Annotated in this window: 14 protein-coding genes; 11 read left to right on the forward strand and 3 right to left on the reverse strand. The window is 46.3% G+C overall.

The window, feature by feature from the left end; translation table 11 throughout:
* The 11 genes from CP950_RS08825 to CP950_RS08875 form a co-directional block, all read left to right on the forward strand.
* A partial coding sequence (locus CP950_RS08825) for an integrase core domain-containing protein (protein WP_133092099.1) occupies window positions 1-420 on the forward strand: 420 nt, incomplete at its 5' end.
* A gap of 363 nt (window positions 421-783) precedes the next feature.
* Window positions 784-3,636 (forward strand): beta strand repeat-containing protein, encoded by a 2,853-nt coding sequence (locus tag CP950_RS08830; protein ID WP_096674505.1) that lies wholly within the window; start codon window positions 784-786, stop codon window positions 3,634-3,636.
* Between the two features lie 240 nt (window positions 3,637-3,876).
* Window positions 3,877-4,701: a ferritin-like domain-containing protein gene (locus CP950_RS08835; RefSeq protein ID WP_096674507.1), complete on the forward strand. Its 825-nt coding sequence runs from the start codon at window positions 3,877-3,879 to the stop codon at window positions 4,699-4,701.
* Window positions 4,698-6,593: a B12-binding domain-containing radical SAM protein gene (locus tag CP950_RS08840; protein WP_096674509.1), complete on the forward strand. Its 1,896-nt coding sequence runs from the start codon at window positions 4,698-4,700 to the stop codon at window positions 6,591-6,593. Before CP950_RS08835 ends, CP950_RS08840 begins: the two co-directional genes overlap by 4 nt.
* A 49-nt stretch (window positions 6,594-6,642) precedes the next feature.
* Window positions 6,643-7,341, forward strand: a complete 699-nt coding sequence (locus CP950_RS08845) for a hypothetical protein (RefSeq protein WP_096674511.1) — start codon at window positions 6,643-6,645, stop codon at window positions 7,339-7,341.
* 9 nt (window positions 7,342-7,350) lie between these two features.
* Entirely contained in the window at window positions 7,351-8,055 is a 705-nt protein-coding gene (locus tag CP950_RS08850) for a hypothetical protein (RefSeq protein WP_096674513.1), read from the forward strand.
* Window positions 8,056-8,079: 24 nt separating this feature from the next.
* Window positions 8,080-8,736 carry a 7-carboxy-7-deazaguanine synthase gene (queE, locus tag CP950_RS08855; protein WP_096674515.1) on the forward strand — a complete coding sequence of 219 codons (657 nt, stop codon included), beginning with the start codon at window positions 8,080-8,082 and terminating at the stop codon, window positions 8,734-8,736.
* Window positions 8,737-8,772: 36 nt separating this feature from the next.
* Window positions 8,773-9,237 carry a 6-pyruvoyl trahydropterin synthase family protein gene (locus CP950_RS08860; protein ID WP_096674517.1) on the forward strand — a complete coding sequence of 155 codons (465 nt, stop codon included), beginning with the start codon at window positions 8,773-8,775 and terminating at the stop codon, window positions 9,235-9,237.
* Window positions 9,238-9,251: 14 nt separating this feature from the next.
* Window positions 9,252-9,707 carry a tRNA adenosine(34) deaminase TadA gene (gene tadA / locus CP950_RS08865; RefSeq protein ID WP_096674519.1) on the forward strand — a complete coding sequence of 152 codons (456 nt, stop codon included), beginning with the start codon at window positions 9,252-9,254 and terminating at the stop codon, window positions 9,705-9,707.
* A complete protein-coding gene (locus CP950_RS08870) occupies window positions 9,704-10,648 on the forward strand; it encodes an LD-carboxypeptidase (RefSeq protein ID WP_096674521.1) in 945 nt (314 codons plus the stop codon). Before tadA ends, CP950_RS08870 begins: the two co-directional genes overlap by 4 nt.
* A gap of 44 nt (window positions 10,649-10,692) precedes the next feature.
* Window positions 10,693-11,352: an SOUL family heme-binding protein gene (locus CP950_RS08875; protein WP_243391971.1), complete on the forward strand. Its 660-nt coding sequence runs from the start codon at window positions 10,693-10,695 to the stop codon at window positions 11,350-11,352.
* A gap of 16 nt (window positions 11,353-11,368) precedes the next feature.
* On the opposite strand, the gene CP950_RS08880 is transcribed toward CP950_RS08875, so the two are convergent.
* Genes CP950_RS08880 through CP950_RS08890 form a run of 3 tightly spaced genes read right to left on the reverse strand, consistent with a single transcriptional unit; the run spans window position 11,369 to window position 14,329 of the window.
* Window positions 11,369-12,250 carry a 23S rRNA (adenine(2030)-N(6))-methyltransferase RlmJ gene (locus CP950_RS08880; RefSeq protein ID WP_096674523.1) on the reverse strand — a complete coding sequence of 294 codons (882 nt, stop codon included), beginning with the start codon at window positions 12,248-12,250 and terminating at the stop codon, window positions 11,369-11,371.
* Between the two features lie 16 nt (window positions 12,251-12,266).
* Window positions 12,267-13,064, reverse strand: coding sequence for a phosphatase PAP2 family protein (locus CP950_RS08885; protein WP_096674525.1), 798 nt, complete (start codon window positions 13,062-13,064; stop codon window positions 12,267-12,269).
* A gap of 5 nt (window positions 13,065-13,069) precedes the next feature.
* Window positions 13,070-14,329, reverse strand: coding sequence for a glycosyltransferase family 9 protein (locus tag CP950_RS08890; RefSeq protein WP_096674527.1), 1,260 nt, complete (start codon window positions 14,327-14,329; stop codon window positions 13,070-13,072).
* Window positions 14,330-14,341: the final 12 nt, after the last annotated feature.

The raw sequence follows: 14,341 nt of genomic DNA on the forward strand, positions 1-14,341 counted from the left end.
GAATCCAACCGTGAGATCTTGGCGATTGAAATTGATATTAGCCTGCCAGCAGCTAGAGTAGTGCGAACCCTAGAGCAACTAGAGGATATCCATGGTTTACCCAAAGCCATACGGCTCGATAACGGGAGCGAACTTCGGTCTGCCGTGTTCATGGGCTGGTGCGAAGAAAAAGGGATTGAACTGAAATTTATACAACCGGGTAAGCCTCAACAAAATGCGTTTATTGAACGCTTTAATAAAACCTACCGTCATGAAGTACTCAACGCGTATTTATTTGAAAACCTCAGGGAGGTGCGTGAAATAACAGAAAACTGGATCACTATTTACAACGAAGAAAGACCGCACAGCTCTCTTGGCAGAATATCGCCTAGAGACTATCGAGCACAGGCAGAAAACAACACTTTAGGAATGTCGGCTTGACGGGGGATACTACACAATGGCATGTCAGATCCATCACATTCCACTTAACCCCAAGGTTCTCGATGCCTATGCCACACCAAAAGCCAATACCTTAAAGCCATTGTTTTTAGTGTTGTTTAGCCTCATTTTTAGAGCTTCTAAGGCGTAGGTTGATTCAGTAAGACTCTAGGCGATGACTAAATAGTCCAACATTTTTGACTCATAAAAGCTATTACTAATATGTTCCCCATTTTAGGGCGGACACACATATTGTTTTAAATCAAAAAAGGTACAATAGAATCGCTTTAGACCTTAGAGCTGTCTTTGCATATTTTGACGACTACCGCACTGGCGTTGCAACACAGTTTAATCCTACGAGGCATTATGATTTCCATATTTCGTTTTATTAGAACTAAAAATTTCGCATTAATTTTTACTCCTTTTTTCTTTACTAGCGCTTTAGCTATCGACAGTAACGGTACTTCTACTTATGCTGGTTCTCAGCAACTTACTGCGACAGGCTTTCAATATAACTCTGGTACATCGACTGAAAGCTCCATCACTACCGTAACTGGTATTCGAGATGGAACTATTACCGGCAACTACTCCATTACCAATGATAGTTATTCAGGATCAACCTGGGGACTTCTAACGAGCCCCTCTTCAAACTTATCTCAATCACTGGTCAGCATTTTTCCTTCTGGGTATACAGCTCCAGCTGCAAGTGCTACTGCATCAACAACGACAACACCCCAAAGCAATCTCACAATTGGTGGTAATCAAGTCATCAGTTTGACGCCTTATGGTCCTGCGTATGGATCGGCATCAGGAGTCTTATCCGTGGTGGGTAGTTACAAAGATACTGTCAATACATATACCTCGGCTGGGAAGACTATTTATGCTGATCAAGGTTTTTTGTATGATGCAGCGCTGGGGGGACAGTTTACTAAGCTGACGATCCCAGTTTCAGTCACGCTTGTTAATAACACATCTAATTTTGTCCAAAACACCTTGGCGCATAGTCACTATGGCAACCAAGTTGTAGGCAATTATGACACTACCTTGGCTAATGGAAATGCATTTTCTTACAACACAACTACCGGAATTTATACTAGCTTGAATAAACCTGGTGCACTAAGTACTACGGCATATGGTGTCTATGGCGGAGTCAGCGGAAATGTAGTTGCTGGTGGCTATGCCAATGTAGTAACTAGCGCGTTAAATGGTACGGGTACCGTAGCGTATATTTATAACCAGCAGGGCACTGGAGCCTATGTTACCTATGTAGCACCAATTCCCACCGGGGCTCCAACTGGCACTACAACTGTGGCAACCCATTTTGAAGGGATTACTGGTGCTGGTGCAAGTAAGACCTATAACCTCGTAGCTGACTCCGTTGATTCAAATGGTAATGTCCATGCTTGGGTCGTTCATGTGGCGGCTGATGGGACATCAACCTGGACCGAAATTACCGCCCCAGCTTCAGCTCCTGGAGCCATAGTATCAGCCAACTCGATTTATCAAAATCAATTTATTGGTGTCTATACTTACAATGGAATTGTTTATGCATACGATCCAACTGTGCCAGGTATTTATACCCCTACTACCAATTCAGCACCCTTAACAAATAACAGCAATAGCGCAACAGCCTACACGCTTAATAATGGTGATGATTTTTTAAATACTTCTACCATCACAATGACAGGAACTAATAGCCAAGGTGTTACAGCTGTGGGAAACAATGAAGTGACCAATGCTGCAGCTGGAATAATCAGTGTGACGGGTGCTGGTAGCGCCGCAATCAAAATAACTGGTAGTAACAATACGATTTTGAACTACGGTACTTTAAATGCAGCTTCTGGAGCATACGCTATTCAACAAACAGATGCATCAAGTGGTACAACTATTATTAATGAATCTACCGGGGTTATCAATGGTCAGGTCTCTATTACTGGGGACTCCACAGCCCGTTTTGAGAATCAAGGTTATTTTGGAATTACTTCTTCTGGTGCAGGCGTTACCCATACCGTCACAGGAGTGTTTGCTCAAACGTCTTCTGGAACATTTGGATTACGCGTATCCCCAACGTCTGCTGACAAACTAGCTATAACAGGAACAGCGAAATTAGGCGGTACTTTGTATGTCACTGGTGCAAGCGGAACTTATAGCAATACTCGGTATACCTTACTGTCAACAACTGCTGGAATCAGTGGATCGTTTGCAGGCTACAGCACTAATCTTAGCAATGCGACTAATCTTTTTTATGATGCCAATAATGTTTATTTGAATATTTACCAATTTACTACCGCCAATACTCAACAATCTTTAGTAAATACTGCCAATGCCTTGCAGGGTACTTTTGCTTTACAAAATAGCGTTCTGGTTAACAGCTTTAGTTATGACTGTAATGAGTTTGGTGAGAATGGCATTTGTATTTCGGTTGGCGGTAGAAATACAGCCATTGCCAATACAAATGGGTTAAATAACTCTAGCGCACTCTTAATTGCAGCATATCGCGCTAGTAACAACGTGCGGGTAGGTGCTTATTTTGATCAAAATTTATCTTCCAGTAATCCTGGAGGTACTGTGCAATTGGGCAATAGCACTCCACTGATGGGGGCTTTTGTAGCTATTGCTCAAAGAACAGATGGCACTGGTGCTGAAGCTAAGTTTACTGCAGCTTATGGACAAAAGAATGCCACGATTACCCGTCAAGTAGTCAATAACACTGAGCCTGGCAGCGGATCTTCTACTCTATTTAGTAGCGGCGTACAGTTAGTTGCTAAGTATGGATTTGCGATGATGGATAAAATCATTATCGCCCCATATCTTGGTATGCGATATACCGCTAATAGTATGGGAGGGTATACCGAAGGAAGTTCTGCATCCGTGACTGCTCCGTTAACCTACCAAGCTCTAAATACTAATGCAACTACTGTTGTTGGTGGATTAGGCGCTTCGCATCAGTTGACATCGAAAACCACTCTATTTGGTAGTGCTGGTCTTGAACAGGATATTTCAACTTCCAACGGGACTTATAGTGCCAGTGGAATTAATGGCTTAACCCCATTTGGATTTAATTCCAATCCCGTTTACACAAGAGCTACTGCAAGTTTGGGAGCATCTTATTTGCTTGAGAAAAATCAATCAGTTTCAATAGTGGGTGCATATAGACAGGCTGCTTATCAATCCTTGAATTCAACCACGGGTATGATTTATTACACGATAGGCCTCTAATATATTGAATCGTTTTCCAGTGTGTTCGGGACCGCCACTTTATTTACTCAATCTAAAAAGACAAAATTCCTACTAGCGTAGATATATAGAGTCTAAATTTATCGTCTAAATGCCACACTACCAATCTAGTTACACAGAAGTTACACATACAAATTCAGCAGGCGTAACCCACTGTTTTGTATGTGGTTTTAACAACGTAACTATTGAGTGGGAATAGGCGGCATCGCTCTACCGTTGCCTATGGATGAATTACGAGAAACCGCTCTTGCATTATTGGTGAGCACCGATGCGCAATTTAAAGTAAGTCAGTTGCACTCCTTGTTTACTCAATATCAGCAGCAAGATGTAGCCTTAAATCCCTCAAAGCAATTTGACTGTGAAAGCCTTGATCTTCCGGGTCGCCCAGTAAAGCCAGAGCTAGTTCCGCCTTTGCGGGCCCCCAAGAGAAGAATGGATACGATTGAAGGCAGAGCCATTCTTTGGCATTCTCTAGCCCATATCGAATTTAATGCGATGAATCTCGCTTTAGATGCTATTTGGCGCTTCCCAGATATGCCCAAGGAGTATTACGAAGATTGGTTAAAGGTTGCCAAAGAGGAGTCTTACCATTTCAGCTTAGTCAATCAGCATATGCAATCTTTTGGATTTAGCTATGGCGATTTTCCAGCTCACAATAGTTTGTGGGAAATGGTTGAAAGAACCACTGATTCTGTTATTGCCAGAATGGCCTTAGTTCCAAGAACCATGGAGGCAAGAGGTCTCGATGCAGTTCCCGGAATTCGGGATCGCTTTGCACAAATCAAAGATAGCAAAGGAGTAGAAATACTCGAGATTATTCTTCAAGACGAAATCGGTCATGTCTTCATTGGAAATCACTGGTTTAATTTTTTATGTGCTGGTGAAAAAGTATCTCCGATCACCGCTTATCGAGAATTAGCCAAAAAATACCATGCGCCCACATTAAGAGGGCCGTTTAATTTTGAAGCGCGGCAGCAAGCAGGATTTTCTTCTGAAGAGCTGAGCTTACTTGAATCGCCCATCGAGAAACGGATGCAGGCAGTATGAAGATACTCAGTCTGATTCCGCCGATGACGCAGCTCAATACGCCGTATCCTTCTACGGCGTATCTCACTGGTTTTTTGCGCTCACAAGAATTTGCAGCAGTCCAAGAGGACCTAGCCTTAGCTTTAGTGCTCAGATTCTTCACTCCAGAAGGTTTGGCGGAGATTCAGGAGGAAGCGCTTAAGTTGCCTGAAGAAAATCGCAGTGCCAGCGTGAACTTCTTTCTTGATTATTTTGCTGATTATCAACACAGCATTGCTTTGGCCATTGCATTCTTACAGGGGCGTGACAGCACGCTGGCTCATCGGATTAATAGTCGCAGCCTGCTGCCAGAGGGGCCACGCTTTGCCTCTTTAGATGCCTATGATGAAGAAGAGGATGGGGACTCATTAGCATGGGCCTTTGGCGCCTTAGGTTCGCAGGATCGGGCGCGCCATTTAGCGACTCTCTATCTCAATGATTTATCAGATGTCTTGCGCGATGCTGTGGATGACCGCTTTGAGTTTGTTCGCTACGCTGAATCCTTAGCGAGTAGCCAGCCTACCTTTAATCCGCTAGCGGATGCCTTGGCTGCAAGCCCCACATTAATGGATTCGCATCTACAAGTATTAACTCGGGCCTCTATAGAAAAACACCAGCCGAGTTTGGTGTTGTTGTCAGTACCTTTTCCCGGTGCGATGTATGCCGCTTTGCGAATTGCTCAGACCATCAAAATCATTGATCCACAGATTAAGGTGGGTTTGGGTGGCGGGTATGTCAATACCGAGTTGCGTGAGCTCTCAGACCCCCGCATTTTTGATTTTGTAGATTACATTTCCCTAGATTCTGGAGAGCGACCCCTGTTGGCCCTCATCGAGCATTTGAATGGTAAGCGCTCAGCAGAGAGATTGGTGCGGACATTTATCCGCAATGCTAACCATGAAGTCCGCTACATCAATTGGCAAGAGCCAGATGTTCCATTTGAGAAAGTGGGCACTGCTACTTGGGATGGACTGCCCCTCAATTCGTATTTGTCTTTATTAGATATGCTCAATCCGATGCATCGTCTGTGGAGCGATGGGCGTTGGAATAAGCTCACTGTTGCCCATGGCTGCTATTGGAAAAAATGCAGCTTCTGTGATGTGAGTCTTGATTACATTTCACGCTACGAGACTGCTTCAGCCAGTCTATTGGTTGATCGCATTGAAGCGATCGTTGCTGAGACTGGTCAGACTGGATTTCATTTTGTAGACGAGGCTGCACCACCGAAGATCTTGAAGGCGCTTGCTGAGGAATTAATCCGTCGCAAAGTCATTATTTCTTGGTGGGGAAATATCCGCTTTGAAAAAACCTTTACCCCTGAGTTGAGTGAGTTATTAGCGCAAAGCGGATGCATAGCCATGTCGGGTGGCTTAGAGGTTGCTTCGGATAGATTACTAGAGCTCATGAAAAAAGGGGTGTCCGTAGAGCAGGTAGCCCTCGTAACCAAAGGCTTCTCGGATGCAGGAATTTTGGTGCACGCCTACCTAATGTATGGCTTCCCGACGCAAACCGTTCAAGAGACAGTGGACGCCTTGGAATATGTCCGTCAGTTTTTCGAGAATGGCTGTATTCAGAGTGGCTTTTTTCATCGCTTTACTTGCACGGTACATTCACCAGTAGGTAAGGATCCGCAAGCCTATGGCATCTCCTTAGCGCCATTGCCTGAGATTAGCTTTGCAAAGAACGACATCGGGTTTATAGATCCGAGCGGAGTAGATCATGATCTTCTTGGCATGGGTCTAAAGAAGGCAATTTACAACTTTATGCACGGCGTTGGCTTTGAGCAAGAGGTTGATGCCTGGTTTGAGATGCCAGACATCCCGAAAGCGAGCATTGCCCGTAATAAGATAGCCAAAGTCTTGCAGCTTATATAAACTTCATCATATTGATCTAGTCACCAATCATCATTACTGAGGTAACCCTATGAATTTATCTCGCCGTACTTTCATCGCATCGGCTGCCTTAGCGCCAGTGGCCTGTAGCAGCCTTTCTTATGAACACGGTATCCCCGTAGCTCAGCCTAAGCCGCTGCCACTGGTTCGTCCTCCCCAGGTCGGACAAGAGTGGAGCTACCTTAAGAAGGATGTATTTAACGGTCAAACCCTGGGCTTAATCAACGAGCGGGTTACCAGCCTTGGCTCCCCAATTACGATTGAACGCACTACAGCGGTTGGTGGTCGACTCCCTACTGAAATACAAACAAGCTGGGGAATGGTTGCGACGGATACGCAATGGGCCCGCGTACTCCAGTTCAATCCCGCGTTACCACTTTGGCCATTGCAGCTATCCAATAGTTGGGCGCAACAATTTAATACTAAATATAGCGTGGCAGGCTACCCCGCTACTCAGTTGAATTGGCAAGAATATATGAGCGTACAGGGCTGGGAAAAGATTACCGTTCCCGCCGGTGAGTTTATTGCCCTGCGCTATCAGTCATTGATCAACTACGAAAGTGATGATCCCAATAAGGTGGACTGTATTCATAAAGAAACCACTTGGTTTGTTCCTCAAATTGGGCGTTGGGCTGCTCGCGAAGTCTCTGGTTCTTACCGAATACAGGGTCAAGTGGGGGCGGTCATTCTAGAGGGAAGTTTTCAGTGGCAACTGACTGCTTATAAGTAATCACTAGTAATGAAAATTCACCAGCTTTTGCTCTTATGTGTGGCTGTGACATTGACTGCTTGTATTGCATCACAACCCTATCCTGAAGGCATTCCCCTAGTTGCCCCAATATCTCCACCAACAGTGAGAGCGCCACAAGTAGGGCAGCAATGGGTTTATGAAGTTCGCAATGTGTTTAACCGCGAACTCGTCGACATCGTCACCGAAAGAGTCGCCTCGGTCGGCCCGCAAGTGCGGATTGAGCGTAGCGGCCTAAAGGCAGGCCAGTTGCCCGATGAGATTCAAGGCCCATGGGGCTATGTCATTCAAGACCCTTTTTGGAATCCACCCCAACGGTTTTTGCAGCCATCCCCTATATGGCCCGAACAGTTGCTCATCGGCGGATCGGGTTTTTATCCAACCCGTTATCAGGTGGTGGGTTATCCAGACAGTAGTTACTACTGGGATTTAAATCTCAAGGCGGTTGCTTGGGAGCAGATAGCGGTACCTGCCGGCGTGTTTATAACCCTAAAGTATCAAAGAGAGGCGCCTTATTTTCAGAGTAATGATGTCTTTCGGCTTGCTAATGCGCGTACTGAAGATGTCTGGCTTGCCCCAGAAACTGGCCGCTGGGCTATTCGCCGCGGTTATGGGCGCTACATACTGGGCGGGATGAACTGGAGCGGGGCTCTTTGGGAGGATTACTTGGAATGGGATCTAATCTCCTGGAAGTAAGTAAACCGCTTAAAATCAGCTGTAATTATGTATACCGTTAAAGAACTTTTCCCCACCCTGCAGGGTGAAGGTGCACACGCAGGCCGTGCTGCTATTTTTTGCCGCTTCGCCGGCTGCAATCTTTGGAGTGGACGGGAAGAAGATCGCGCCACAGCCGTTTGCCAATTTTGTGACACCGATTTTGTGGGCAGTGACGGCGCTGGTGGCGGTAAATTCGAGAATGCCGAGCTACTCGCAAATGCGATTGAGGATGCCTGGCTGAGTACTGGCGCAGGGCCACAACAACGTTATGTCGTATTTACGGGCGGCGAACCACTCTTACAGCTAGATGCCGCTTTAATTGAAGCATTGCACGGCAAAGGGTTTTCGATCGCCATTGAAACCAATGGAACGATCAAGGTTCCCAAGGGAATTGATTGGGTCTGTGTAAGCCCTAAAGCCGGCTCTGATCTGATAGTGTTGCAAGCGGATGAAATTAAATTGGTCATTCCGCAGTCTGGTCATCAAGCCTTGGAAAGTCTATTAGCGCGTTTCGAGGGCATGGATTATCGCAATCGTTTCTTGCAACCCATGGATGGTCTGACCTTAAAAGAAAATACCGCCTTAGCCGTGCGTTTATGTCAAAAGCGTCCATTGTGGCGTTTGAGTGTGCAAGCGCATAAGATGATCGGCATTCGGTAATTAGGTCAAAGTCTCAAATAAGAATGAAAATAAAATATGTCCAATAAGTCAAAAGCCATCTCCATCACCCGTCGTCTAGAGTTCGATGCAGGTCATCGCATTCCAAATCATGATGGACAATGCAAGCATCTCCATGGCCATCGCTATGCGATTGAGGTCACCCTCACGGGCGTGATCGCCAATCACCCTGGCCAAGCAGATGATGGCATGTTGCTCGACTTTGGCGACATTAAGCGCTTAACCAATCAATACGTAGTCGAGCCTTGGGATCATGCATTCTTAGTAGCAAAAGAAGATGTAGCTTTAGTAGCATTCCTCAATTCTTTACCCGATCATAAGACCGTGGTCATGGACTCGGTGCCTACCGTTGAAAACTTAGGTAACGCTGCCTTTGCAATACTAGAGCCCATATTTGCTAAGGCCTTTGCAGGCAGCTTGCAATTAACTTCGTTACGCTTATACGAAACTCCTAATTGCTGGGTAGACATTACTCAGTCATAAGCACGGAACTCTACATGTCAACTGAGCTTGATCATCAATTTATGCAGCAAGCATTGGATCAAGCTCGACTAGCAGCCGCGGCGGGTGAGGTACCAGTAGGAGCCGTGCTAGTGCGTGATGGTGTTGTCATTGCAAATGGCTTTAATCAACCTATTGGACTTCACGATCCCAGTGCCCATGCAGAAATGCTCGCATTGAGATCTGCCGCCCTAACTGAATCTAATTACCGTTTGCCTGGCGCAACACTTTATGTCACGCTTGAGCCTTGTGTCATGTGTGCCGGTGCCATGCTGCATGCTCGTTTAGATCGAGTGGTGTTTGGTGCCAGCGATCCTAAAACAGGTGCAGCAGGCAGTGTCCTGGATATTTTTGCCGCAAAACAGATCAATCACCACACTCAAGTTGAAGGTGGCATCATGAGCGAGGAATGCGGCCAAGTACTGCGGGATTTTTTTAAGGAGCGGCGTTGAAGCACATTCATTTAATTGCGCCCTCCGGGGCTAGTCTAGATATACGTAGCCCCGCCGCTGGTGTTGAGGCACTGCAATCCTTGGGGATTGAAATTCACAATACCGCATGTTTTGAGCGGGTAGATCAACGCTTTGCGGGATCAGATGAACAGCGCCTTGCGGATATGAATGAGCTGAGCCAAGTTGATCCTGAGAAAGTAGTCATGGCCATTCGTGGCGGCTATGGATTGCATCGCTTGCTGCCCAATATTGAATGGGCAGCCATTGCAAGCAATATTGAACAAGGCTTGCAGATTTGTGGGCACAGTGATTTCACAGTATTTCAATTGGGGCTATTAGCGCAGACGGGCGCAATTAGCCTCGCTGGCCCCATGCTCAATTTTGATTTTGCTAGTCTTAACGATGCTGGTGTAGTAATGCCACCCAACAACTTTACTTGGCAACATTTTGTGCAAGCAATGGATGCGCGCACCTTGGATTGCCAAGTAACAGCGCCGCAAACATATCTGGGTTCAATGCCGCAGGGAGCTTCCTCTGGGATATTGTGGGGCGGTAATTTATCTATCCTCGCTGGCTTAGTGGGAACCCCTTATTTACCCAGCGTAAATCAAACTCGTGGTGGCATCTTATTTTTAGAGGATGTGAATGAGCACCCCTACCGAGTGGAGCGGATGTTGATGCAATTACTCGATGCGGGTATCTTAAGCAATCAAAGCGCCATCCTCTTGGGAGGGTTCACTGCCTATCGCCTACATGATCACGATCGTGGCTATAGCCTGGAGAGTGCTCTTAAGGCTATCCGTCAAAGGTTGCCACAGCATATCCCGATCTTGACCGATCTGCCGTTCGGCCATCAACCAGAAAAGCTCACCTTGCCAGTAGGTGCACAAACGAACCTAAATTACGATGCCAATGGATTTACTATTCAGTCTCGTTGGTAATGCGTTTTTGTCACAAAAAGGTCTTTATGCTCAATCACCGACTTTTGCGAATCAGCCTCATTCTTGCAATCCTCTCGATTCTCTTTTCTGCGAGTGCCGCCATGGCTATTGAAGAACCCAAATATACCGTGCTTGAAAAATCCACTCCATTTGAACTGCGCGAGTACGTGCCGCTGATTTTGGCTGAGGTAGAGGTAGCAGGGGATATGGATGATGCATCTAGCCAAGGCTTTCGTTTGATCGCTGCTTATATCTTTGGTAAAAACCAAGCCAAGAACAAAATGAATATGACGGCACCAGTGACGATTGAGTCCAAAGATACCAATCTAAGTCAACGTATTGCGATGACGGCACCCGTCACGATACAGGAGTCTAAGCAGACTAAGCCAAATGAGCCAGCATCTAATAAGAACTTATGGATCGTGTCATTTGTGATGCCAAGCGAGTACACGCTTGCGGATTTACCTCAACCACTTGATGACAGAGTACATATTAGAGAGTTGCCTGCGGAGAAAAAGGCGGCGATTACTTTCTCTGGCCGGTACAGTGAAGAGAAGGTCTTGGAGAAAACCCAAGAACTACAAGCTTGGATGAAAACCCGTCAATTGAAGGAGGCGAGCGATCCGCAATTTGCGCGTTACAACCCGCCTTGGACACTACCGTTTTTTCGTCGCAATGAAGTGTTGATTCGTGTAAGCGATTAAGTTAAAACAAAACTTGTCAGACCTCAACACTTTTCAACAGAAATTTAGCGCCCTCATTTTGAGCCAGAGCGCTAATTAAAAAAGGTAGTGCTTCTTGCAATTGCTTTTCTAGCGTCCAGGGTGGATTAATCACAAACATGCCACTTGCCTGCAAACGTCGCTCACCCGGTGAATTTTCTACGCGCAGTTCAGCTTGAAGCCATGAGCGTGTATGCGCTGCGGCAATCTTTTTGAGTCGATCCGGCAAGGCTGTGGATTCTCTTCTGGCAATGATGGGGTACCAAATGGCATAGCAGCCAGTGGCGAAGCGTTGCAAAGCCTCCTCTAAAGCCAACTCTAGGTTGCGATAGTCTTGTTTGTCCTCATAAGATGGATCAATGAGTACCAGGCCACGTCTACTGGGGGGTGGCAATAGACCCTTCAAGCGCGCAAAGCTATTTTCTGCATAGATATCAATTTGCTTTGCTTGCGGCAGTTGCGTGATGTTGTGACGCAAGATGTCGATTTCTTTTGGATGGAGCTCAAACAGCTTTAACCTATCCTGAGGCCGCAACATACGGGCCAGCAAAAATGGTGAGCCGGGATAAAGATCCAGCTCAGCGTTGCCATTCTCAGCTTGAATGGCTTGCAAATAAGCTAGCACCACTGCACTCACGGACTTACCCGATTGTGTACCTTGCTGAGCAAATTGCTGCAAGCGATATATCCCTTGATCAGCCTCTTTGCTGATTGCCGCAAAGCCGTCTTTTAGGTGATAAATGCCAGCACCGGCATGGGTATCCACTACAGTAATAGCACCCGGTTTTTCTTGTAGATACTCAAGCAATAAGAGTGAGATCAGATGCTTCAATATATCTGCATGACTCCCCGCATGAAAGGCGTGGCGGTAACTAAACATCGCTAAACATAGTCCTTTAAATACTCTTTTTAAGTTGGGCTTTAACAAAGAATGTCAAAGTAATGGCAATGAGTATTGCCGCTCCATATTGCAGAGGCAAGTTTAGGGTGAGATCCATGGTTTCAGTTAACAACATATATATGGCAAGAGCTCCTGCACAGGCAACAAACCTTGGCCCAATCTGAGTTGGCACTAATTGAGTGCTCGGAATGTAGCGAGCGACGCTGGCACCTATTAGCCCGCACCACAAGCCAATAGCAGCTCCACCAAGGACATCAGTAAGCCAGTGAGCTCCAACCCCGATACGGGAAAGCCCAACTAAGCTTGCAACGATGAAGACCCAAAACATTGAACGACGGGATGCTGGTTTGCAGGCGAAATAGAGCGCAGCAGCTACAGCAAAGGCAGTTAGCGTATGACCGGAAGGAAACGCTTTTTGCAGGAGCGGTTCACCAATACGATGAAAATCAACTTCATTGAGGATTGCTGCTGGTCGGGGAAACTCAAACCATGCCTTCAGGAAAGAGCTCAGTATCGCGCTCATAATACCCGCAACTATTCCCGAGCAAAGCATCCGAGGCGCTAGTAACAGCAGAGGAAAACACACCGCAAAAATACCCCAGCCATTACCAAGAAAAGTAAACCAAGCCCAAAGTGTATCGGGCAGAAAGGCCGTCCCGCGATTAAGAAATAAAAAAGTCGATGTTTGCAATCCGCCTTGATAAAGGAGTGCGACTACTGCCAACAGCAGGATGGGAGCGCACCAAACCCAAACTGCACAAACCTGCTGGCGAATGGCCGGCTTATCCGTCATATTAATTAGCGTGACTTTGCTTGATCTGCTTCATGCAGTTGATAGGTCATTTTTTCCAAAACCTGTGGAACGGTAATGGCCTGCATACAGACATTATTTTGGCAAGGGGTTTTGCGGTGATTGGCTGCGCTCACACAAGGGGAGCAGGCGAGGTTAGCGGTAATGGCAATCGAGTTACCAACTGAGCCGTAAAGGGCTGGCGTCTCTGGGCCAAATAAAACCACAGTTCGTAAAGGAGTGACTGCCGAGAAATGACCAGGACCTGAGTCATTCGTCACCATCACATCAGATAAGGTATAGAGCGGTGGCAGCTCTGCAAAGCTTACTTGCCCGGCGAAGTTTAAGGCTTTCTTAACCTGCGCATCTACCCGCACTTTTTCTACATAATCAAACTCCGCAGCAGATCCCGTAATCAGAATTAAATCCTGCGGGAATCGTTCGTGCAGCGCTTGGATGAGCTCAGAAAAGCGCGCTTGCGCCCAGCGTCTTTGTGGCAGTAAATCACTTGCATTGGGATTGACCAAAATTAAGCGCTGTTGACCGTGGGTAAATTCAATACCGGCTTCCTTACTGAGTTTTTCTATTCGAAGCTGAACGCGCTCTAGCGCTTTGGGGTCAATTTCAGCTTGCTGTAAACGAACTTCAGAATCCGCAATATGAATCTTGCTAAAGGGAATCTCAATCTCTTTGGCAAAGGCCGCGTAAACCAAAGAGAGAAAATTTTTGGTGATATGAATATGCGGGTTGTAATGAACCTTGCGGCCTAACATCGTGCCGCGCCATAATCCTTCACCATGAAAAATATCGTAGCCAACTCGGCGGCGAGCGCCACACAGACCAGTAAGCAAGGCGGTGAAACGTGAAAACAATTCCAAATCAATTACGGTATCGATTCCTTGCTGACGTGACCATACCAAGAAGCGCAAAGTATCTTTAATCAAGCTTGCCAAACCTGAGGAATCAATGGTGAAGATATTTTCTGGTTTGACTGTGTTGAGTAATGTCAAACTGGCGCTATTACTTTTAAAGATCAAAAAGAATAATTCTGCGCCGCGTGCTTGCGCATCGCGCATGGCAGGGTCTACCAATATTGCACTACCCATCTCAGAGAGCTCAATGAACAGGAGTTTGCGAGGGGTATCTGTGTCGCGATGGATGCTATTTTTAATGCCATCTATCAAAGCCACTATAGGGCTCACTAAGGCGCATAGCGGCACACCAACCCAATGGTCAATTGCGCGCATCGTATTAACGCTAATACTCATAATTTGACTTTA

The sequence above is a fragment of the Polynucleobacter meluiroseus genome, assembly GCF_900205755.1.
Lineage (GTDB): Bacteria > Pseudomonadota > Gammaproteobacteria > Burkholderiales > Burkholderiaceae > Polynucleobacter > Polynucleobacter meluiroseus.